19 protein-coding genes and 6 pseudogenes are annotated in these 23,145 nt (G+C 36.0%); 8 read left to right on the top strand and 17 right to left on the bottom strand.

Annotation, left to right across the window (positions count from 1 at the left end):
• Positions 1 to 4 precede the first annotated feature (4 nt).
• Entirely contained in the window at positions 5 to 574 is a 570-nt protein-coding gene (gene cotJC, locus QRE67_RS04430) for a spore coat protein CotJC (protein ID WP_286123709.1), read from the top strand.
• A 145-nt stretch (positions 575 to 719) separates the two neighbouring features.
• Here cotJC and QRE67_RS04425 read toward each other — a convergent pair.
• Positions 720 to 866 (bottom strand): annotated as a pseudogene (locus QRE67_RS04425) (DUF421 domain-containing protein); the annotation flags it as partial.
• A gap of 167 nt (positions 867 to 1,033) precedes the next feature.
• On the opposite strand from QRE67_RS04425, the gene brnQ2 reads away from it, so the two are divergent.
• Positions 1,034 to 2,353, top strand: a complete 1,320-nt coding sequence (brnQ2, locus tag QRE67_RS04420) for a branched-chain amino acid transport system II carrier protein BrnQ2 (protein WP_286123708.1) — start codon at positions 1,034 to 1,036, stop codon at positions 2,351 to 2,353.
• Between the two features lie 230 nt (positions 2,354 to 2,583).
• Here brnQ2 and QRE67_RS04415 read toward each other — a convergent pair whose 3' ends face one another.
• The 3 genes from QRE67_RS04415 to QRE67_RS04405 form a co-directional block, all read right to left on the bottom strand.
• Positions 2,584 to 3,588, bottom strand: coding sequence for an ABC transporter permease (locus tag QRE67_RS04415; protein WP_286123707.1), 1,005 nt, complete (start codon positions 3,586 to 3,588; stop codon positions 2,584 to 2,586).
• Position 3,589: 1 nt separating this feature from the next.
• Complete coding sequence (locus QRE67_RS04410; RefSeq protein ID WP_286123706.1) at positions 3,590 to 4,474, bottom strand: ABC transporter permease subunit; 885 nt, start codon at positions 4,472 to 4,474, stop codon at positions 3,590 to 3,592.
• A gap of 82 nt (positions 4,475 to 4,556) precedes the next feature.
• Positions 4,557 to 5,291 carry a YwaF family protein gene (locus QRE67_RS04405; RefSeq protein ID WP_286123705.1) on the bottom strand — a complete coding sequence of 245 codons (735 nt, stop codon included), beginning with the start codon at positions 5,289 to 5,291 and terminating at the stop codon, positions 4,557 to 4,559.
• 201 nt (positions 5,292 to 5,492) lie between these two features.
• Between QRE67_RS04405 and QRE67_RS04400 the strand changes: the two genes are divergently transcribed.
• The 3 genes from QRE67_RS04400 to QRE67_RS04390 are packed head-to-tail and all read left to right on the top strand — an operon-like array spanning position 5,493 to position 8,451.
• Positions 5,493 to 6,596: an efflux RND transporter periplasmic adaptor subunit gene (locus tag QRE67_RS04400; protein WP_286123704.1), complete on the top strand. Its 1,104-nt coding sequence runs from the start codon at positions 5,493 to 5,495 to the stop codon at positions 6,594 to 6,596.
• On the top strand, positions 6,593 to 7,267 hold the full coding sequence (locus tag QRE67_RS04395) for an ABC transporter ATP-binding protein (protein WP_286123703.1): 675 nt from the start codon (positions 6,593 to 6,595) through the stop codon (positions 7,265 to 7,267). Before QRE67_RS04400 ends, QRE67_RS04395 begins: the two co-directional genes overlap by 4 nt.
• A gap of 26 nt (positions 7,268 to 7,293) precedes the next feature.
• The gene (locus QRE67_RS04390) at positions 7,294 to 8,451 is read left to right on the top strand and encodes an ABC transporter permease (protein WP_483298698.1); all 1,158 of its coding nucleotides are present in this window, start codon (positions 7,294 to 7,296) and stop codon (positions 8,449 to 8,451) included.
• 239 nt (positions 8,452 to 8,690) lie between these two features.
• On the opposite strand, the pseudogene QRE67_RS04385 reads toward QRE67_RS04390, so the two are convergent.
• Positions 8,691 to 9,026, bottom strand: a pseudogene (locus tag QRE67_RS04385) (phospho-sugar glycosidase domain-containing protein); the annotation flags it as partial.
• Between the two features lie 120 nt (positions 9,027 to 9,146).
• Here QRE67_RS04385 and QRE67_RS04380 point away from each other — a divergent pair.
• Complete coding sequence (locus QRE67_RS04380; RefSeq protein WP_286123701.1) at positions 9,147 to 10,349, top strand: MFS transporter; 1,203 nt, start codon at positions 9,147 to 9,149, stop codon at positions 10,347 to 10,349.
• 21 nt (positions 10,350 to 10,370) lie between these two features.
• Here QRE67_RS04380 and QRE67_RS04375 read toward each other — a convergent pair whose 3' ends face one another.
• The gene (locus QRE67_RS04375) at positions 10,371 to 11,246 is read right to left on the bottom strand and encodes an Ig-like domain-containing protein (RefSeq protein ID WP_286123700.1); all 876 of its coding nucleotides are present in this window, start codon (positions 11,244 to 11,246) and stop codon (positions 10,371 to 10,373) included.
• Between the two features lie 318 nt (positions 11,247 to 11,564).
• Between QRE67_RS04375 and QRE67_RS04370 the strand changes: the two genes are divergently transcribed.
• On the top strand, positions 11,565 to 13,220 hold the full coding sequence (locus QRE67_RS04370) for a Na/Pi cotransporter family protein (protein ID WP_286123699.1): 1,656 nt from the start codon (positions 11,565 to 11,567) through the stop codon (positions 13,218 to 13,220).
• Between the two features lie 99 nt (positions 13,221 to 13,319).
• On the opposite strand, the gene QRE67_RS04365 is transcribed toward QRE67_RS04370, so the two are convergent.
• A complete protein-coding gene (locus tag QRE67_RS04365) occupies positions 13,320 to 14,318 on the bottom strand; it encodes a YhdH/YhfP family quinone oxidoreductase (protein WP_286123698.1) in 999 nt (332 codons plus the stop codon).
• A gap of 547 nt (positions 14,319 to 14,865) precedes the next feature.
• Here QRE67_RS04365 and QRE67_RS04360 point away from each other — a divergent pair.
• Positions 14,866 to 16,140, top strand: coding sequence for an LCP family protein (locus QRE67_RS04360; protein WP_286123697.1), 1,275 nt, complete (start codon positions 14,866 to 14,868; stop codon positions 16,138 to 16,140).
• Between the two features lie 66 nt (positions 16,141 to 16,206).
• Here the strand turns inward: QRE67_RS04360 and QRE67_RS04355 are convergent.
• The 10 genes and pseudogenes from QRE67_RS04355 to QRE67_RS04310 all read right to left on the bottom strand — a co-directional run.
• A pseudogene (locus tag QRE67_RS04355) lies at positions 16,207 to 16,737 on the bottom strand (sulfite exporter TauE/SafE family protein); the annotation flags it as partial.
• A gap of 141 nt (positions 16,738 to 16,878) precedes the next feature.
• On the bottom strand, positions 16,879 to 17,358 hold the full coding sequence (locus QRE67_RS04350; RefSeq protein WP_286123696.1) for a DsrE/DsrF/DrsH-like family protein: 480 nt from the start codon (positions 17,356 to 17,358) through the stop codon (positions 16,879 to 16,881).
• 311 nt (positions 17,359 to 17,669) lie between these two features.
• Positions 17,670 to 17,966 (bottom strand): rhodanese-like domain-containing protein, encoded by a 297-nt coding sequence (locus QRE67_RS04345; protein ID WP_286123695.1) that lies wholly within the window; start codon positions 17,964 to 17,966, stop codon positions 17,670 to 17,672.
• Positions 17,967 to 17,979: 13 nt separating this feature from the next.
• Positions 17,980 to 18,348, bottom strand: a complete 369-nt coding sequence (locus tag QRE67_RS04340) for a rhodanese-like domain-containing protein (protein WP_286123694.1) — start codon at positions 18,346 to 18,348, stop codon at positions 17,980 to 17,982.
• Between the two features lie 226 nt (positions 18,349 to 18,574).
• Positions 18,575 to 18,802 carry a sulfurtransferase TusA family protein gene (locus tag QRE67_RS04335; protein ID WP_286123693.1) on the bottom strand — a complete coding sequence of 76 codons (228 nt, stop codon included), beginning with the start codon at positions 18,800 to 18,802 and terminating at the stop codon, positions 18,575 to 18,577.
• A gap of 34 nt (positions 18,803 to 18,836) precedes the next feature.
• Positions 18,837 to 19,532, bottom strand: a pseudogene (locus tag QRE67_RS04330) (DsrE/DsrF/DrsH-like family protein); the annotation flags it as partial.
• 132 nt (positions 19,533 to 19,664) lie between these two features.
• On the bottom strand, positions 19,665 to 19,928 hold the full coding sequence (locus tag QRE67_RS04325; RefSeq protein WP_286123691.1) for a metal-sensitive transcriptional regulator: 264 nt from the start codon (positions 19,926 to 19,928) through the stop codon (positions 19,665 to 19,667).
• 181 nt (positions 19,929 to 20,109) lie between these two features.
• Positions 20,110 to 21,774, bottom strand: a complete 1,665-nt coding sequence (gene cdr, locus QRE67_RS04320; RefSeq protein ID WP_286123690.1) for a CoA-disulfide reductase — start codon at positions 21,772 to 21,774, stop codon at positions 20,110 to 20,112.
• A gap of 448 nt (positions 21,775 to 22,222) precedes the next feature.
• Positions 22,223 to 22,858, bottom strand: a pseudogene (locus QRE67_RS04315) (SpoVR family protein); the annotation flags it as partial.
• Positions 22,859 to 22,990: 132 nt separating this feature from the next.
• Positions 22,991 to 23,118, bottom strand: a pseudogene (locus tag QRE67_RS04310) (SpoVR family protein); the annotation flags it as partial.
• Positions 23,119 to 23,145 lie beyond the last annotated feature (27 nt).

Below are 23,145 nucleotides of genomic sequence, written 5' to 3'. Positions count from 1 at the left end.
CAATATGTGGATATATGAAAAAAAATTGCAATACCCTGTAAAAGTCAGTACTTGTAATCCAGCACTCGCAAAATTATTAGTTGAGCAATATGGCGGTGCAGATGGAGAATTAGCTGCTGCCCTCCGTTATTTAAACCAACGCTATACGATTCCAGACCAAGTCATTGGTTTATTGACAGACATCGGAACAGAAGAATTTGCACACCTTGAAATGATTGCAACAATGATTTATAAATTAACAAAAGACGCAACACCGGAACAAATGAAAGCAGCTGGACTTGATGCTCAGTACGCCAATCATGATAGTGCATTATTTTATCACAACGCAGGGGGCGTTCCGTTTACAGCAACATACATACAGGCAAAAGGAGATCCAATCGCAGATTTATATGAAGATATCGCAGCAGAAGAGAAAGCGAGAGCAACCTATCAATGGCTTATCAACCTGTCAGATGACCCTGATATAAATGATAGTTTACGCTTTTTACGAGAACGTGAAATTGTTCATTCCCAACGTTTCCGTGAAGCTGTTGAAATATTAAAAGAAGAACGAGACAGACAAATTTATTTTTAACTATTTTGTATGCACATATCAAAAGGATATGTGCATATTTTTTTACTAATATCTTCGAATAAAAAGGTGTTCCCCTTTTGTCCAATCCGCATAGCAAACTTCTTTCAAATCCGTTTTTTGCATCTTTAACTCTTTCTGTAACCACAAATATGATTCTCCCCACATGGGCCTCTTTATTATAAACAGCATCCCCTACGAAGTTTCCTAAAACAAGAGCAGAAATAAAGTTGAATGGTATAATTTGGTTAATTTGTGTTTTCCCAAGTAGTTTAACGATCAAAAATGTCACCATAGATTAGGGACATACAAAAAGTATAATTATTCAACTTAACGCATTAATTTTTAAATAATTTAAAATTTCCTGTTGCTTTCTAATCATCAGACCTTTAAAATTAAAACAGTTACTCGACAAATTATTTGAATTTTCGACAAAATGATGTTTAGGAGGATTTTCTATATATGCGCACAACTTTAAAGCCATCGCAAATTCTCTCGATTAGCTTATTGCTATTTGCGGTTTTCTTCGGTGCTGGTAATATGATTTTCCCGCCTCTTCTTGGGCTTTCTTCAGGGGAAAATATGTGGATTTCTATTTCAGGTTTTATTATTACGGATGTAGGGTTGTCATTATTAGCAATTGTTGCTGTCGCTCTTGCAGGTGGTAGTTTCAAAAATCTAGCAAGTCGTGTTCATCCAAAATTTGCAGCAGTATTAGCCATTATTATCTATCTTTCAATCGGACCACTATTTGTTATTCCACGAACTGGATCTGTTTCATATGAAATTGGAATCGCACCACTTTTCCAAGAACAATGGTATTCCATGTTACTTTTTAGCTTTATTTTCTTTACGGTTGTTTACTTCTTATCATTAAACCCATCCAAATTAGTTGATCATATCGGAAAAATATTAACGCCAATCTTACTTGGAATCATTGCTATTATGGCAACAAAAGCCATTATTTCCCCAGCAGGTTCGTTTGTAACTCCCGTTGGTGATTATAAAGAGATTCCATTTTTCAAAGGATTTTTAGAAGGGTTTTTAACATTAGATGCAATCGGTGCTCTCGTTTTATCAACCATTGTCGTCAATGCCATTCGTCAAAATGGTGTACAAGAAAAAACGGCAATTGCAAAATATACGATTATTTGCGGAAGCATTGCTGCTCTCTTCTTAACAATCGTTTATTTCTTACTCGGATATATCGGGGCATCAAGCGGAAACCTAGGACAATTTGAAAACGGCGGACAGCTGTTAGCAACTGTGATGTATCAGTTATTTGGGACAAGCGGTAATATTCTACTCAGCATCGCCATTATATTTGCTTGCTTGACGACAGCTATTGGTGTAGTCAGTGCTTTCGCTAACTATTTCACAAGTATATTGAAAAATGTTTCTTATAAAAAACTCGTATTATATGTTTGTATCTTTAGTTTTATCGTTTCAAACCTAGGATTAAGCTTATTACTCAAAATTACATTACCTGTGTTAATTATTCTCTATCCGATTACAATCATCTTAATTTTCGTATCATTTATTGATAGATATACGAGATGTAAACCATCTGTATACATCGGTGCAATGGTTGCGGCATTTATCATTAGCTGCATTCACGCACTTGATAATGTAGGAATGATGCCAGCTGCTATTTCATCTATCGTAAGTACAATTCCCTTTTACAAATTAGGAATTGGGTGGATTGTTCCAGCAATCGTTGGCGGTATTATCGGTTACTTCCTACCACAGACACAGATAAAAGGTGAAGTTTCTACAAAATAAAGTGAAGAAGCACTCATTCGTACAAGAATGAGTGCTTCTTTTAATGTGCGACCAGCCTCTTTTACCACTACTACCTTCGCGGCTATGGATCAAAAGGTGACCTGCACTCGTTTTCTCTCTTTGTTTTCACTGTGTCTGGGGCAGGAAAAAGATCTGACTGCTTCTATGCATGGCCGGATGCTCTCTCCCACCTAAAAAGAAGGGTTTTATGTCGGTTTTTTAATTTGTATTTATATAGTATGCTTAAACGTAAATAAATCTTCTTTCGGCTGGGATAAAGACTTTGTTTCCTCTATCTTCTCTGTCTTTACTCCTTCTCCCAATCTAGCCTTCGCCATTGCTTGCTGTATGCTTAGCACCATGATATTCCCTGAAAAAATGGTTAAACCAAAAAACATAATGGGTACAAGAGGAATCCATGGATGAACCGTTAAAGATCTAAAATACGCCCCAATTAAACCAGACCATTCATGAGTAACAGAATCTATATCCTCACCATAAAAAACAATTGTCCCACCAAAAAATAAACCAAGCATTCCTAAATGTAATAAAATAATAAGCGTTTGTACAAATTGTTGGATAAAGACAATAACAAAGCTTGTATACAAATGAGGAAATATATGTTTGAAGACAATATGTCGTTTACTCCCCCCAAGTATTCTTGCAGCATCAATAAATTCTTCTGTAAATAATTTCCGTACTTCATTTGCTACATAAATTGCAAGTGTTGGCACTGCAAGAACTGTCAATAAAATAACTTCAAACGATGCTCGTTCATAAAAAGAAGATGTCATTTCACCATTTCCAAACACAATTGCACTCCGCAACATAAAATAGGCAATCATAACCATCGGAATGACTGTAAAACTATCAAAAAACGCTTCTATTTTTGCAAAGCCACGTTTTACATACGTCCCTAAAAGGACACCAAAAAGGATACCAAACAGAACACGCAACAACGCAATAAGAAGAGCAATGCCAATCGTCCATTTCCCACCTTCTACAATTAAGTGCAATAAATCATATCCTTTTCGATCCGTCCCTAACCAAAATTGCCATGATGGTGGAAAAGGAGCTGCTAGTACACCACCTTTTCCATCATAATCATACAAAATAGATACTCTGCGAATCTCTCCGTTGTTCCATATTGTATTTCCAATGCTAGCTAGAACTATACTTACCAAGAATAGAAGACCGAACCAAAAACGCTTATCGCGCTTTAAGAATGACCACATCTTATTTCGCCTCCTTTATGGAAGCAGGAACAAAATAATGAGCTAACTTAAAGATAATGAAAATTGGTATATACAGTAACAGTAAACTTACCGTAAATATTTCAACTGTCGGATGCTCTCTGATGAATATAAAAATACCAAGCGTGTTAAACAAATACTCAATAATATATAGATTGGATAACATAAACCAAATATTTGTTTTTGCAAAATATAACGTACTTAATAATACATTTCGCAAAACATGATGATTTAAAATATAAAATGTATCTAGTCCTTTTGCTTTTGCAAATAGCACATAATCTTTTTCCAATTCCGTATCAAAGCGCAGCATTAGCAATTTAACAAACATGATGGTAGTGGGTAAACTTAAACATATAATTGGCAAACCAATTACAGATTTCCCGCCCACCCCTGCAATATTTACTGCTAAAATACCCGTTTGTTGAAAAATCCAAATAACAAAGAGCTGAGAACCGATAATCAGTAAAATATCTGGAATAGACTCTAACAATAGTAGAAAAGATTTGATTCTTTTTTGGAACTTTTCGTTACTTCGTAATAAAATGTATACAATGACAAAAGCGACAATCAGTGAAATAAAAAATGAAGCTAAAAAGACAATCATTGTCTCTTTATAGTGTACAAACAATTGTGGAAATAAGTCGCGTGGCTTTGGGTGTTTACTCTGTGTAATCGGAATATACGTTAATGATGAAATATGTAATAGTCCCACACCTAGTTGTTTTAGTGTCTGTATATAATTAGAAACATTCATTTGCAAACCTTGAAATAACCCTGGTAAAGCTCCTACGCAAATGATACCTATAATAGATAGAAATAATTGTAACAAAACTTCAAAACTATGAACTACGATCCTTTTAGACATTCTCCCCTTCCCTCCCCATAAATTTATTCTATAAATAATTTTCAGAATTGTAAATATTTTCTGTGCAAAAAGAATCACTAGACTATGAGCCTAGTGATTCTTTTTGTATATTCGTTTCTTTTCTCGCAAATGGCATATATAATAGCAAGCATCCCATAAATGCAACGATTTCAAGTGAAATAATATAATACGGATGAGGCCCTAACACATCAAGCAATGATGCTGTTTCTAGTTTATGTGCCAAAAACATATAATTACCGCCAGTCATGTAATTCCCAATCGACACAATCGGTATGATTATATTTAAAAAGATCATCGTACGTTTAATCGATTGAAAAGTAGGGCGATACCCTTCCACCCACGTCATAAAGAGTGGTGCCCAAATGAGTAATACATGTGCGATGAAATATTCTATGAAGCGAAAATGCGGGAAAGCATATTGTAAATTTGGCGTTAAAATTGCTTGTGATGCCCCAATAATACCTGTAAAAAAAACAATCTCATAGATTCGATAACTTTTTGTTAACATCATAATTGTTGCTAATAATAAACTAATCGTACACAACTCAAATGGCAATGATGTACTTAACTGAAAAATTCCAGCCTTCACTTGCCACACATCAAGTCCAATTTCACTTCCTATAAAAAGAAAGGCAATTGTATATCGAATCATTATATTCCATTGCTGCTCGCGGAGTATACCCTGACAATGATAAAGAAAATAAGCTCCTATACCGATAAGAAGAAGTATAATTACATGTTGTTTCGAATATGGAACAAATGACTTTATTGGAAAAGCACTAAAATAATTGTCCACTCTCTTTCCTCCTTTGCTACATACAACATTATTGTAAGAAAGAAAAAGACCGTCAAGTAATCTGCTTTTCATCTATATATATCGTAACATCTCAACCTTACAAAATTGTAATGTTATTGTAAGTTAAAACGATTTGTCATATTCTCTCTCTCTCCTATACTTAGAAACAGATACTAAAACGAACGAAAAGGTGAGAGATAAATGAAAAAGAAAAATAAAGTATTACTTACTGGTTTAGTAACAATCGGAATCGCAGCAGGATCGTATTTTGCTTTTGCAGGTGGTGGTTCTGACGTAGCTATGGCATACAGCGGTTATAAAGTGACAGAAAAAAGCATACAAAACGCACAAAAATTTGGCGGTGAAGTGATTCCAAACGGAACAGAAACCATTGCGTTTGATCCATCAAAAGGAACATATGAACTTTCTGTTAAAAAAGGCGATACAGTAGAAAAAGGACAACTGCTATTTAAATATAATGACCCTTCAATTAAGTTAGGCGTAACGGAAGCAGAGATGCAAAAAAAGTTAGCTGAAAAAGAAGTAGCATTACTAAAAAAACAAATTGATGCAGCGAAGCAAAAATTGCAAAAAGATAAGAATGCTGGTTCTCCACAAGAAATGCTAAAAGCAACTGAATCTGAGATTCAAGGGCAAGAAGCGCAGCTTGAAATGAAAAAATTCGAAGTAGAAAAAGCAACACAAATGATTCAAGCAAATAACGAAAAATTAAATACACTTGCTGTAACAAGCCCAGTTGATGGCGTAGTTGAAGATATCACAAAAGGTATGGATGAAAAAACTGGTATGAGTGGTATTACACTTCGCACTGCTGGTCCATTAAAAGTAAAAGGACAACTATCTGAATATGAATTAGCGCAAGTAAAAATAGGGCAAGAAGTAACTGTTACATCAAAAACGGTAGCAGGTAAAACATGGACAGGTAAAGTAACAGAAATCAGTACAACTCCATTAAAGAGCGTGGATGAGAACAAAACAGTATCTAACTATCAATTTATCGTTACATTAGATAACAATGAAGAATTACAAACTGGTTTCCACGTATATGTAACAAGCAAGTCAGGTGAAGCAAGTGGTACAGTCGTTCCGAAAAGCAGTATCGTGAAAAAAGGTGATAAAAATGTTGTATTCATCATTAAAGACGGTAAAGCAAAAGAACAAGCAGTTACAGTTGAATTTGAAACAGATGGCGAAGCAAAAGTTACTGGCGTAAAGAAAGGTGACCAAATCATCTCTAAACCAGAAAAAGACTTAAAAGATGGTATGGAGGTTGTCGTAGAATGATTGATTTAAAAGACATCACGAAATCCTTTCAAAACGGTGAAGAAACAGTTCAAATCTTACACGGTATTGATGTAACACTTAACCAAGGTGAATTCACTTCCATTATGGGTCCATCTGGTTCAGGTAAATCGACATTAATGAATATCATTGGTTGCCTAGATAAACCAACAACTGGCACCTACTCATTAGCTGGGCAAAACATTTCTAGCATGTCTGAAACGGAACTCGCACATATTCGAAATAAAGAAATTGGATTTGTATTCCAAAACTTTATGCTACTCCCTCGTTTAACAGCACTGCAAAATGTTGAATTACCGCTTATTTACGCTGGGATCGATAAAAAAGAACGACGTGAGCGTGCATTAGCCGCGTTAACAAAAGTAGGTCTGGCAGATCGTGCAACTCACCTGCCAAATGAATTATCAGGTGGTCAAAAGCAACGTGTTGCGGTCGCTCGTGCGATTGTTAATAATCCAAAGTTCATTTTAGCGGATGAACCAACCGGTGCATTAGACACAAAAACAAGTAAACAAATTATGGATCTCTTTTACGAATTAAACAAACAAGGCTCAACAATCATTATGATTACCCATGATCGTGAAATCGGGGAAGCGGCAGCACGCCAAATTGTAATTCGTGACGGAATTATCGTCCAAGATTGGAGAGGTTAATTTTGAACACAAGTGAAAATATACGCATGGCCCTATCCTCCATCTTCGCTCATAAAATGCGTTCAGTTTTAACGATGCTTGGGATTATTATTGGAGTCAGTGCAATTATTACCATTATCTCTATCGGTGATGGAACAAACGCAAAGTTCCGTGAACAAATTGGAAAAGAAAAGCAAGATGAGTTTCAAGTCAATTATCGAACAGACGACTATTCTGATATGGATGGAAAAATCTCTGGAAGCATGTATGAAAGTGTCTTAAAAACTCCCGGCGTAAAAGACGTATATCCAAACGTTTCATCTAAAGAAAAAATTTATGCTGGAAAAAAAGAACTTGATGTCGACCTTAAAGGCATTAAAGGCGATTATTTCAACGATGAAGCTAATATTCAGTTAGAGCATGGAAATTTTTTAACAGCTTCAGACTTAGATAAACCTGAACATACCATTGTATTAAACAAAGATGCATTCGATAAATTATTCTCTTCTTGGGAACCAAACTTATATGTAGATATAAAAGGTACTCCCTATAAAGTAGTCGGTGTCTATTCTACTAAAGCAATGATGGGTGGTATGGACTTTAAAGAAGGTGCAATTTCTGCAGAGAACTGGCCAGTATTATTTGGAAAAAATAATTACGACGGTATTACAGTAAAAACCGCTTCTGGCCATGATAAACAAACCGTTCAAAAAGCAGTTGTAGCAAAACTGAATGATATGAAAAAACCAGAACACGTAGGAAAATTCAGCGTTCCCGATCCACAAGACGCCTTAAAAGAAATCGATGGATTTACAGGCATCTTAAAAAGTGTGTTCGGTGGTATCGCAGCAATTTCACTATTAGTTGGTGGTATTGGTGTTATGAATATCATGCTTGTATCTGTAACCGAACGCACACGTGAAATCGGTATCCGTAAAGCACTTGGTGCAACGCGCGGAAAAGTATTACTGCAATTCTTAATTGAGTCTTGTATCTTAACTGCTCTAGGTGGTTTCATTGGATTCATGCTCGGTATCTTCTTTGCTTGGATTGTGGCAATGTTCGCCGGATGGCCACTTGTTGTTTCAGTAAAATTAGGTCTTACTTCCGTAGCATTATCTATGCTAATCGGTATTCTATTCGGTTTACTTCCAGCGAACAAAGCTGCGAAGCTTGATCCAATTGAATGTTTACGATATGAATAAGAAACAAAGCTGCCTTCATAGGCAGCTTTGTTTCTATTTATATAAATACAAATTAAAAAACCGCCATAAAACCCTTCTTTTTAGATGGGAGAGAGCATCCGGCCATGCATAGAAGCGGTCAGTTCCTTTTCCTGCCCAGACATAGTGAAAACAAAGAGAGAAAACGAGTGCAGGTCACCTTTTGTTATCCATAGCCGCGGCTTATATGTCGAAAAATTAAAATGGATTTATTATAGAGACTATTTCTTTAACGTAAATCCAAATTTATCCCAAGCCTGTAAATAATCTAGCAGGAAAATCTCTTCTTCAATTACACGACCGACCACATTCGTTTTTCCCGTATTAACCATATCTTTTAAGGCAATTTGTAATTCACCTTTATACTGCCCATACTGCTCATTATCAATGAGAATATCACCACGTTTAATCGCTCTTGTATTATGCGGTTTAAAATCTTCTTTTTTATATTTCACACGGCTTTGTGTTGAACGGATCATATATTCAGACACATCCCCACGATAGAAATGAGGCTCTTCTAATACAATTTTCCGATCTAAATCCGTAGTTGTTTCATAAATTTGTAAATTTTTTCGTCGAAAAATTGTTACGTCATTTCAATTCAGCTTTCTTGACTGTTACATTGACCAATACATATACTCGAGAGAACAAAGAAAAAATAAATAGGGGCTGAATATATGGGAGAAGCAGTGCTCGTAAAGCGAGAACCGTTATGGACAAAAGAGTTTATGGCTCTTATTCTAGCAAATTTATGTATGTTTTTGGGGTTTCAAATGTTAATTCCAACTTTGCCTGTTTATGTAAAAGAGATTGGTGGCACAAGTTCAAACATTGGATTTGTTGTTGGGATGTTTACTGTAGCAGCACTCATTATTCGACCATTAACAGGAAATGTACTACAAAAATACAGTAAAAAAATGATTTTAATGATTGGAACTGCCATTTGTTTACTCGCCATGGGTAGCTATCTTTTTGCCTCAACTGTCTTTCTTCTTCTCGCCGTTCGTATTTTACATGGAACCGGTTTTGGTATTACAACCACTACATATGGAACCGTTGTCTCCGATTTAATTCCAGCTGCCCGCCGTGGTGAAGGAATGGGATATTTCGGATTATCCGGAACGATAGCGATGGCGCTAGGTCCCCTCATTGGACTATGGCTTATGCAAACGTACAATTTTACAATTCTTTTTTTATGTGCCCTATCCTGCACAGTTGTCTCATTAATATTAACAAAACTACTGACGATTCAAGCAACCGCAAAACCAATTCAGCATACACAAGAATCATTTTTAGATGGATTTATTGAGAAAAAAGCTTTACTTCCTTCATTATTAATATTGTGTATCACATTAATGTACGGGGGGATCGGTAGCTTTATCACGTTATTCGCTACACAGGTTGGCATTGCTGATATTAGCCTTTTCTTTTTATTTAACGCACTTGCAATTGCCGTAACACGTCCATTCTCTGGAAAACTATACGATGCAAAAGGTCACACATTTGTTATTATTCCTGGCGTTATCCTGACATTCGCAGGGATTATTCTTCTGTCATATACAACGACAATACCAAGTTTAATTCTTGCCGCAAGCTGTTACGGAAGCGGATTTGGCGCGATCCAACCTGCACTGCAAGCATGGATGATTGACCGCGTCGCACCACATCGCCGCGGCGTTGCAACAGCAACATTCTTTTCCGTATTTGACCTTGGCATTGGGGCCGGGGCAATTATCTTTGGATTTATCGCACACTTTACTGACTATGCCACTGTATATCGTTATTCGTCTGTTTTACTTATCGCTTTTCTCTTTATTTACATTACAAATGTACGAAAGCAAAAGCGGATGGATAAAGAACATGAAAAAGCTGCTGGATGAACCAGCAGCTTTTTCATGTTCTTATTTATCACGATGATACTTTAATTTTGTTGTTACATTATCTCCAAAATATGTCTCAGATCCATATTCTCCAGAAGCAACAACTTTTGTCGTTAACAGAACCTTATTTCCAGCTAATTGAATTGTTGCCTTTTGCAATACATTACTTCTTATATTTGTAAATGAGAATGTTCCAACTCCATTGTTGTCAAATGTAACAATAGCTCCTTCCTGTGCTCCATCAGGCTTAGCATTTTCACAATTCCTCGATTTTTGAGCATGCATTTGCGCACCTAATTGAACTCTCGCTACATTTTTTTCACTAAACTGTATTGTGGCAAAAACCCCATTTCCACAATAGTCGTCTGAATCTGTCCACACTCCATTATACGATGTAAAATCTTTTGTACTGTCCACTTCTTTTTGTACATTTTCATTTACTTGGGGTTCATTTTTCTTTTCTGTTTGTTCAGCAGCACTTTCCTTTTGATCTTCTTTCACTTTAAAAACTACTTTCAACGGTTTTCCAATTTCAGAGCCATCTGCTGCTTTCACTTTACTTGTTACAAATGCAGTATATGTACCTTGTTGTTTCTCTTTATTCAGCGGCTCGATAATGAGCTTTGTTCCATTTATTTTCAGCTTACTTTCTACTTTCGCGTTTTCTTCATCCATCACATAAACAGATTCAGATGTCACTGTTCCAGGATCAATTTTATGTTTTAAATCTATCTCCATTGGCTCTTTAGCAGTAATAGATGCCTGTACGGGAACTTCTTCAAATTGATCTTCCTTCGTTACTTTTGTATCAGCCTGTTGTTTTTCAGAATTACAACCTGCTAAGCCTACTCCGCATAAAATAACTAACAGCATTGCATATTTCCCCAATTTATTCATTACCATCCCCACTTATGTAGTATTGTTCTCCCTAACTTATTTTACCATTTTTCTGATGAATATTAATATTTTTTTCACTTACTTCCATATACATGGATAATAAACACTACGAAAAGAACTTTTAAATAAAATGTGGTTTCTTTACAATAAAACCCTACATACAATATTAAAACCAATTAAATCCAGTGATTCCTTTACACAAATGTAAACTTTTTATCCATTTGTAAAATTAGTGTAAATTTTATCAATAAACCGTTTACAGTACCCCAACGTTTAGTTAATAATTACACCGTACATGAAATTTAAGGAGTGGAATACGTGGAATTTAATGTTCAAGATATGATCTTCCAATTTATTGGTGGATTAGGTATTTTCTTATTCGGGATTAAGTACATGGGAGATGGACTGCAACAAGCAGCAGGTGATCGCCTTCGTGATATCCTTGATCGCTTTACAACAAACCCACTTATGGGCGTATTAGCTGGTATGTTAGTTACCGTACTCATTCAATCTAGTTCGGGAACAACCGCTTTAACAGTCGGACTTGTAAGTGCTGGATTTATGACACTTAGACAAGCCATTGGTGTTATTATGGGTGCTAACATCGGGACAACTGTTACAGCATTTATTATCGGAATCAAAATCGGAGAATATGCGCTTCCTGTTATGGCAGTTGGAGCTATCCTATTATTCTTCTTTAAAAATAAAAAAGTACAATCTCTAGGTCAAGTAATATTCGGATTCGGTATGTTATTCTTTGGTTTAGAATTAATGAGCACTGGTATGAAACCACTACGTTCTCTAGAATCATTCCAGGAATTAACGGTAAGCATGAGCGACAGTCCAATTCTAGGGGTCATCGTTGGTACAATATTTACTTTAATTGTACAAAGTTCAAGTGCAACAATCGGAATCTTGCAGGAACTATTTGGTCAAGGGGCAATCGATTTAAAAGCTGCCCTGCCTGTATTATTTGGTGATAATATTGGAACAACAATTACTGCTGTCTTAGCAGCAATTGGTACTTCTATCGCAGCAAGACGTGCAGCATTAGTTCACGTTATCTTTAATATTGTTGGAACCATTATCTTTACCATTTTATTAGTTCCATTTACAAACTTAATTACTTATTTCCAGCAATCCTTAAACTTAAATCCAGAAATGACAATTGCTTTTGCACATGGAACATTTAACGTAACTAATGCAGTTATTCAGTTCCCGTTCATCGCTGTTTTAGCATGGATTGTAACAAAAATCATACGCGGGGAAGATGCAGCAATTGACTTCAAGCCGCAACATCTCAACCCAATTTTCATTGAACAATCTCCTGCCATTGCTTTAACAGAAGCACAAAAAGAAATTGTACGCATGGCGGAATTCTCATTACACGGACTAAAAGAAGCAAATCAATTTTTAAATACAAAACAAAAGAAACATGCCGATATGGTTGCTCAATTAGAAGGAGCCATTAACAATTTAGATAAAAAAATTACAGAGTATTTAGTGTCTCTTTCAGCAAAACCACTATCATCCGTTGATTCTGAAAAACAATCTGTATTAGCAGGCGTTGTCGGTGATATTGAACGTATCGGTGATCATGTAGAAAACCTAGTAGAACTTGTGGACTTCCAGATATCTAATCGTGCTTCACTATCAGATATAGCAATGGCAGAATTAAATGAAATGCTTGAATTAACAACATCTACGTTACAAGATGCAATTGTAGCTTTAACAAACTTCGATGTAGAACTTGCACAAACTGTAATTACGAAAGAACGTAAAATTGATCAAATGGAACGTGTTCTACGTAAACGTCATGTCATGCGTCTAAATGAACGTAGCTGTTCAGGCGATGCAAGTATCATCTATGTTGATATGGTAAGTAACTTAGAGCGTATTGGTGACCACGCTGTAAATATTGCAGATGCTGTTTTAGGTGAAAAAGGAAAAGTAGTATTAAAGCAAACACTATAGTAAGAAAAGACGACCTTTTATAAGGTCGTCTTTTCTCCCCTCTATTTAATATTTAATTAACAACAAAATCTACTACTATACAATTAATAAACATAATCTTTATGATAGATTTACAATCGTTCTCCCTTTTAATTTCCCTTGTAATATATGTTCAATCTTTTCATCTAATCCTTCTAACTTACATTCTACTGTATAACGTAATAACTCTGGATTTTTCCATTCTTCCGCTAATAATAACCAAACTTGCTTTCTTACTGTCATCGAACATTGCACAGAATCTATCCCGAGCAAGTTAATACCGCGTAAAATAAATGGATAGACAGATGTTGCAAGCTCATGTCCCGCAACGTTACCACATGTTGTCACACTACCTCCGTATTGAACAACTTTAAGGGCCGTTGCCAATGTATTTCCACCAACAGTATCAATCACACCCGCATATACGCCCTTTAACATCGGTTTTCCAGATTGGTCATTGATTTGATCACGATTGATTACTTCTTTTGCACCTAACTGACGCAGCATATCCTTCTCGTCTTGTTTTCCAGTTGCCGCCACAATTTCATATCCTAGCTTGGCTAAAATGCTAACAGCAACGCTACCAACTCCACCTGTCGCTCCTGTGACAAGAACTTTCCCCTGCTCTGGTGTAACACCTGATGCCATTAACTTATACACAGATAAGGCAGCCGTAAAACCTGCCGTTCCATACATCATACTTTCTTTTAGTGAAAGTCCTTCAGGTAAAGGAACGACCCATGATGCTGGCACACGAATATATTGGCCAAATCCACCAGATGTATTCATTCCTAAATCATATCCCGTTACAATGACTTGATCGCCTTGCTCTAAGGAAGCATCTGTACTACTAACAACTTCACCCGCTGCATCAATCCCTGGTGTATGCGGATATTTTCTTGTAACCCCTTTATTCCCTGTTGCTGAAAGTGCATCTTTATAATTTAATGAGGAGTAATGAACACGAATACATACTTCTCCTTCTGGTAGGTCACTTATACTTCTCTCTACAATACTTCGTTCAAATTGATTTCCTTCTCTTTCATTTACAAGCATCGCTTGGAATGTTGTACCATTCATGCTGTCTCTCTCCTTTATTTGCCTACTTTATATTTTATCCCGATTAAACGGGCACATTGACATCGTTCTACTTTATTATATAAGACCAATAAAGTACCAAGTAATCGCTCTCTTGAACATATTTCAACAAATCATACTTCCCTACTATTTTCTCATAGCACGTATTTCTATATAAATACAAATTAAAAAACCGACATAAAACCCTTCTTTTTAGGTGGGAGAGAGCATCCGGCCATGCATAGAAGTGGTCAGATCCTTTTCCTGCCCAGACATAGTGAAAACAAAGAGAGAAAACGAGTATAGGTCACCTTTTGTTATCCATAGCCGCGGCTTATATGTCGAAACTTCCAATAGAATGAATTATGTGTGTTTCATTACTCATATTTCCTTAATTCCCCTTCAAATGAAGTCGAAAAATCTGACTTTTCATAAAATATTTTGAATTTTTACGAATTGTTAATGATTTGTAATGTCTTTTTTCGCTAGGATTCATTATAATTAGTTGGTATGAGTGTCGTATTTCAATCCAAATGAAGGAGTATATGAAATGGAGCAAAACCCACTTTTGCAACAAAATACACGAAATAATAAGAAAACAGGTAAGAAAAAGACCAAAATCATTATAAGTATCCTTTTATTATTTTTTATAGTAGGAGGCGGCTATACATGGTTTTTAGTAAATAAAGCATCCTCTGCCGTTCGAAATGCCGCTCACGATTTAGAGCGTGGCGATAAGTCTGACTTACGTGATAAAGCAGTTAAACCTATTTCTAATAATGTATCTGTATTAATAATGGGTGTTGATGAAAGCGACGTACGTGGCAAAAAATACGGTGGTGCTGTACGGACAGATGCAATGTTACTTGCAACTTTTAATAAAGATAGTAAAACCGTTAAACTTTTAAGCATTCCACGAGACACATATACTTATATTCCAGTAGAAAAAAAGAACGATAAAATTACACATGCACATTCATACGGTTCTGCCAAAAATGGTAAAGATGGTGGACCACAGGCTAGTATTGATGCAGTTGAAAAATTACTTCACGTCCCTGTCGATTACTTCGTAAAATTCAACTTTAAATCATTTATGAAAATTGTTGATGACTTAGACGGCATTGAAGTTGATGTACCTGTAGAATTTACTGAACAAGATAGCAACGATAATGCTGGTGCAATCCACCTCAAAAAAGGGGTACAAGAATTAAACGGTGAAGAAGCACTTGCCCTTGCTAGAACACGCCATATTGATAGTGATGCAATGCGTGGACAACGTCAACAACTTGTTATCGAAGCCATTCTCAAAAAACTAACAAGTCTTGACTCTGTTACAAAAGTAGGAACTATTATTGATGATATTAACGGACAATTTGTTACGAACTTAACATTTGATGAGATGTTGTCATTCTATAAATACGGTTCAGATTCTTCAATTGAAAAATTACAAATTACCGGTAAAGATTGTTATATGTCAGCTGGTGATGATGAATGTGGTCGTCCGGGTAGCGGTGGTACATACTACTATGTACCTGAAGAAAAAGATGTAACAGATCTAACAAATCAACTTCGTACTCATCTTGGGCTATCTGAGTATAAAACAACTGACTCACAGAAAGGCCAAAAAGAGAGCAAGAAAAAAGAGAGTTCCGAGAAAGTAAAAGAAGCAGATTCCGAGGACAACAACAGCAATAACGATAGTACTCTCAACTCCGAGGACAGCAACAACAATAACGATAGTACTCTCAACTCCGAGGATAGCAACAGCAATAACGAAAGCAATAATAATGGTGAGACAGAAACAACATCGAATGATAATGAATAAAAAAATCAGCCCTATGGAGGTAGGGCTGATTTTTTTTATGTTTTTTATTCTTCATTTCACTTTATTCTACTGTATCCATATTTTAACCGATGTTGCGACAATTAATATCGCTAATATCCACTGTAATACTTTTTGATTCATTTTTTCACCTATACTCGCTCCGATAGGCGAAGCAAGTAGACTTGCGATAGCAATAATAATAGAAGGAAGTACCACAACTTGTCCAGTCGTAATTTTTCCAATCATAATACCTATAGATGAAATAAAGGTAATCACTAATGAAGTTGCGATTGTTACACGCGTAGGAAGTTTGAGAATAACGAGCATAATTGGTACTAATAGAAATGCTCCTCCAGCTCCAACAATTCCCGCAGATGCCCCGACTAAAAATGCTAATGCACTAGCTAACCATTTATTATAAGTAAGTGCCTCTAATGATATATCCTCACGGTTCTTTTTCGGTACAAACATCATAAAGGCTGCAATCGTAGCTAAAATTGCATACACAATATTAATTTGGCTCTCATCTAGTATCTTTGAACCTAGACTACCTACAAAACTCCCCATTAAAATGCTCGTTCCCATAAATAAAACTAAGGCTCATGTTCATTCTTCCCCTTCCCCTTTTTTGCGAAAATGTATCCTATAATTGAATACCTTCCATACACGTCAAACAAATTTTTCATGTCACAACATGCTCAATACCACTACCCGTTGGGGTTTTTTTAAGTCTAAAATTTAAATAAATAAATTTATATTTCCTTCAGAAGCATCTGCTAAATACGCTGCCACTCCTGCAAATTCTACATCTTCCATAATTTCTTCTTCTTTTAGCCCTAATAAATCAACTGTCATCTGACAAGCTACCAGTTTAACTCCTTGTTCTTTTGCCATATCAATTAAACCTGGTAGAGGCATTGCATTGTGTTTCTTCATCACATGCTTAATCATTTTCGGTCCCATACCAGCAAAATTCATTTTAGATAAGCTCATCTTATCAGCACCACGAGGCATCATTTTTCCAAACATTTTTTCTAAGAAATTTTTCTTTGTAGGGACATGCTCATCTTTACGAAGCGCATTAAGTCCCCAAAATGTATGAAAAATCGTAACCTCTTGATCATACGCTGCTGTACCATTTGCAATAATATACGCTGCCATCGCTTTATCATAATCTCCGCTAAACAATACAATTGTTGTCTTTTTCTGTTGTCCCATGATAACCCCTCCCGTTTCCACTCATACCCACGTGGTAATCAATAGTTCGTGCAAAGTCCTTTCTTTCCTGAGAGTCTTTGCATTTTCTTTCATATAAATCCATTTTGATTTTTCGACATATAAGCCGCGGCTATGGATAATAAAAGGTGACCTGCACTCGTTTTCTCTCTTTGTTTTCACTTCGCATGGGGCAGGAAAAGGATCTGACCGCTTCTATGCATGGCCGGATGCTCTCTCCCACCTAAAAAGAAGGGGTTTATGTCGGTTTTTTAATTTGTATTTATACATATCATTTTTCATACACTTGACTATTATTCTAGTTTTCCTTCCCAAGCTAACATGCCACCGTTCATATTAATAACTAGAAAACCATTACTCTCTAAAAATTGAACTGCTCGCGAGCTTCTGCCACCAGAACGACATACCATGATATACTCTTTGTTTTTATCTAATTCATGCATACGAAACTCTAATAAGCCAAGTGGAATATGAAGCGCTCCTGGAATTTTTCCTTCTGTAACTTCTTCTACTTCACGCACGTCAATCATGTTTAATTCTTCATCATTCATAAGTTTATTTTCTAATTCTTTAGCTGTAATTTCTTTCATTTGTAATGCCTCCTTAGTTCCAAGCATTCATACCGCCTGAAACATTTGTAATGTGTTTAAATCCTAGTTTCTTTAATACTTTTGTTGCTTGTTTACTTCTCATTCCACTCTGGCAAATTACTACCACTTCTTTGGTTTTATCTAAATTATTTGCTTTCTGTACTAGCTCATTCAATGGAATGTTACGAAAAGCGTGAATATGATTACCTTTAAATTCTCCTGGTGTACGAACATCAATAAATTGTTTATTCTTTTTATTCATCTCCTCTTTGAGTTCTTTTCCATTTATATTTCTTACTCCCTTAACTGGTAAAAAACGAGATACAATAAACCAAGAAATAAGTACAATGAAAACGATATTCAATGCCATATTCGTACTCATACAACATGACCTCCAATCCTTTGTTGTTCACTTTTCATCATTACGTTGCATACATTTCTAATATTTTACTTCTACATAATTTTTTCACTACTTGTATCATGGAGTTGCTATCGACTTAACATGATTCAAAAGGTTCTAATCACAATACTTTACTCCGAACACAACCTTTTATCATTTACATATACATTGTGTTAAGCTGATGTATTCATAGAGCAGCCTCTTTCTCTTACGCTTTCTTAATCCAGAATGTTAGCACACCAGCTTCTTCAATATGTTGTAATACTTCATGTCCGCCAGCTTGTGCCCAAGCTGGAATATCCTTTATAGCTCCTTTATCTGTTGAATGAACCTCTAGAATCTCTCCAGATTGTAAAGCATCCATCGCTTTTTTTGTTCTTACGATTGGCATTGGGCATGCTAATCCTTTTGTGTCTAATACTTGTTTTGCATCCATTTTATATACCCCCGATAGTATGTTTATTTTTGATTTATTCGTGAACCGTACAGCGATTTGGTCCAATTTCCATTTCGCGTTTTTCTTCTTCACTTGGATTGATTTTCCCCATATTTGTTTGACGAATGTCTTGATATGCATTTGGTTGAGGTGGTAAATTTTCTGTAACTGTTCTACGAAACTCTGCCTCATCCTCAATATTTAATCCCGCATTCTGTACAAATAAATCTTTTAATTTTGCGCTAACCATGCCTTGTTCATCCATTTCACTCACTTTAGAATAATGAGCTGGTAAAACGATTAAATCTTGGGATAATACTTTATAACGTTTATATAAAGTATTACGTAAATCACTTACCCAATCTTCCGCTTTACCTGCAAGATCTGGACGACCAATAGAATCTACAAATAGAATGTCACCTGATAGAAGATAGAAACCATCTATAATGAATGATGTACTTCCAATTGTATGTCCTGGTGAATAGATCACTTGAATGTCAATTTTTGTTGTTCCAACTGCAATCACTGTTCCTTCTACAAGTCGTTCATAAGAAAATACGACTTCTTCCGCATCTTTTACGAACTCTAAATATGTGATGGCTTCGCCAACTTCAATATCCTCTACTAAGTCTTCTTTTTTCAAGTTCATCACATCCATTGTCATTTGACACACAATCATATTGATACCTAACTCTTTGGCCATATCTACGAGTTCAGGAATACTTGAAACATTTGCTCTTTTCCTTCCGTAAGTTGCTTTGTAAACTTATATTTAGATTTATATCCTCCGTTCTTTATACTCATACCCGTATGGGTATATTGATATTATTTTTAAAATCTGTCAACGCATTCGTTTGACAGATTATCTACTTTTTACAAGAAGCTGTACAGCTTCTTTTATTAAATCTTCATTTGACATATCGCCTTTTTTAAATTGTTCTCGCAAACACTTTTCTAAGTTCATTCCTACAATTAACCCAATTGTACGATCCATTGCAGATCTTGATGCGCTTAACTGTGTAATCACGTCTTTACACTCTTTACCTTCTTCGATCATACGAAGAACACCACGAACTTGACCTTCAATTCGCTTGAGACGGTTTTTAACATCTTCACTGTATTCCAATTCTCTACCTCCAAATGCTTTTATAGATATATAATTACATTACTTATGATCATGTCAAAATCAATTTTTGAGTGAAGTCCTTGTTTGAACTCATCTCTTACATTATACCTCAAGGGGTATTTTGTAAACCCTAATTTTTAAAAATTGATCATGTATTCTAAACAAAAAAACAGAATGACTTTTAATGTGAAACATTCATAGACAAAACAGTCGCATATAATTTAAAACCACCATCTACATTCTTTACTTTATACCCTTTCTCCATTAACATACGTGCCGCTACATACCCTCTCATACCAAGTTGACACGTAATATATATATCTTGATTCATTGGGATTTCATCTAATCTCTCCCGTAGTTCATCTAATGGAATATTGACAGACCCTTTAATGATTCCTTGTTTTAATTCATATGGTTCACGCACGTCAATTAAATATCCACCTTTTTCGACGATATCATCGATCTCATGCCATTGTACGGTATCCACAAGACCTTCAATTATATTGGTTGCCACATACCCCACCATGTTTACAGGATCTTTAGCAGAAGAATACGGTGGTGCGTATGCTAATTCTAAATCAGGTAAATCCATTACCTTTAGTTTTGCTTTCATTGCTGTTGCAATAACATCAATACGCTTGTCGACTCCATCACGTCCTATGCCTTGCGCTCCATACATTTCTCCTGTTTCCTTATTAAAAATGAGTTTTAATAACACTGGATATGCATTTGGATAATAACCAGCATGAGAGTTTGCTTGTACATGAACTACCTCATAGGGTATACCTAAATGTTTTAATACTTTCTCGTTTACTCCTGTTGAAGCTACCGTTAATTCAAATACTTTCACAATCGATGTACCCATTGTTCCTTTATATACAGATTCTGTATTACCATGAATAATATCCGCTAACATACGACCTTGACGATTTGCTGGCCACGCTAGTGGAATCATTGTTTCTGATTCAGTCACAAAGTCTTTGACTTCAATCGCATCGCCAATGGCATAAATAGATGAATCAGAAGTTTGTAGTGTTTCATTTACTTTAATTGTGCCTCGAACTCCCAGTTCAAGACCAGCATCTTTAGCCAAACTACTCTCAGGTTGAACACCGATAGAAAGAATGATCATATCTGTATGAATTTTCGCACCACTTTTTAAGCGAATAATTGTTCCATCTTCTTCAAAAGCATCTACTCCATCTTCTAAAATGAGCTGAACTCCATGGTTTTCCATATGTTCTTGTACATATGCTGCCATTTCATAATCAATTGGTGGCATCACTTGATTTGCCATTTCCACTAGTGTTACTTCAATTCCTCTTTCTCTCAAATTTTCAGCCATCTCAACTCCAATAAAGCCTCCACCAATTACAGTGGCATGACGAGGTTTATTTTCATCAATATATCCTTTAATACGATCTGTATCAGGTACATTTCGTAATGTAAACAACGCTTTTGCTGTTTCGATACCTGGAATAGGCGGGAAAATTGGCTTAGAACCTGGTGAGAGAATCAGAATATCATAAGACTCTTCATACGTTTCATTTGTTACTACATTTTTAACAGTAATTGTTTTTTCTCCTTTATTAATTTTCACGACTTCGCTTAAAATACGAATATCTAAATTAAAACGCTTTGACATTTTTTCTACTGTTTGCACTAACAGCTTTTGTCTTTCATGAATGACTCCGCCGATATAATATGGCAGTCCACAGTTGGCAAACGAAATATACTCTCCGCGCTCAAACATAATAATCTCATCATCTTCACTTAAACGACGGAGACGCGCTGCAACTGATGCTCCACCAGCAACTCCACCAACTACAAGGATTTTTTTACTCATCTTTCTTTTACCTCCTCAATCATTTTCAATTTTTTTCCCTTCGTGTTTTGATTTTTACACACAGAGATATAAAGTGAAACTTTAATCAGTGAGGGTTTTCTTCATCCCCCACTGATTATTAGCCCTCACCAATCGGGCTTTTACGGGCAGTTTATCTTCCACCTAACTTCATTGCTTTTTGCTGAACTTTGAGGTGAGGGTCTTACCGCCTACCGATAGCGGGATAAATGCAGCAAGATTAAATTACGTATACCCGTATAGGTATATAATAAATGTAAAAAAACATTAGTGCAATATTTGGAGCTCAATATTTCTACTTGTTCACAAAATTGAAACAATGTTAGGAAATGTAGGAAATCCCTCTATAATTAATCCTATTATTAAAGAAGAAATCACCTCAATAGGTGCAAAACATCAAAAATAAAAACCACCTCATGTGAGGCGGCTTTCACACATACTTCCGGTGCACCATCTTCCCATCATATGAAAACACAACACCTTTATTCTCCACACTCGACTCCATATGCACTGTTCTTCCCCATAGCTGATGAATGTATGGCAATACTTTCTCTAAGTATTTCAAATCAAGCTCTATTCCTTCATAAGAATGCTTAATATACAACTCACCATTCTTCAAATAATCTCCATCTTCAACTACTAAATACGGGAAACCACCATTCGTCCGCATATTGACGAGCTGATCGCGAACGTTTTCCCAATCTTTATCAACGACTTTATATTCCTTGCCTTGGCGCTGGAATAAGTACATATCTTCTCGCATAACGAGATCCTTATTTAAGTAGTTTCTAAGGAAGGATACGTCCCACTCGATTTCACGCACTTCAAACATTTTTTCCCGACCCGATCCTGGCTTCACACCGCGGCGTTTCATTTCCTCGGTCGGATTGTCATAGCGCTCTTCAATGTCTTCAAAGATTTTAATGCCGAGGTAGTATGGATTAATACTTGTTTTCGATGGCTGAACAACACCTGCATTTAACTTTGCAAACTCAATCGCTTCATCTGAACCTAAGTCCATTTCACGAAGGATGCGTTGGTGCCAATACGAAGCCCAGCCTTCGTTCTGCTAAGGTGCTCTAAATTCAACTCTTTATTCGTCCTCATCCATCATAAAATATCCATTCATTTCATTCCTTCGGATCGATTGTTACCGTTGTTCCTCGATGTGTTAAAAATTTTTGATTCCGAGATACTATGGATTAATGCTTGTTTCGGGTGACTGAACTACACCTGCGTTTAATTTTGCGAATCCAATAGCTTCACTTGAAGTTAAGTCCATTGAATTTTCGAAATTCTTTGATGCCACAGACTTGCCCAGCCTTCATATGATTAAGATGCTTATTCACAATA

Origin of the sequence: Bacillus sp. DX3.1, from assembly GCF_030292155.1 — a bacterium.
In the GTDB taxonomy this organism is placed as follows: Bacteria; Bacillota; Bacilli; order Bacillales; family Bacillaceae_G; genus Bacillus_A.
The sequence above is the reverse complement of the archived record's forward strand: the minus strand, read 5'-3'. Positions and strand labels throughout refer to the sequence as shown.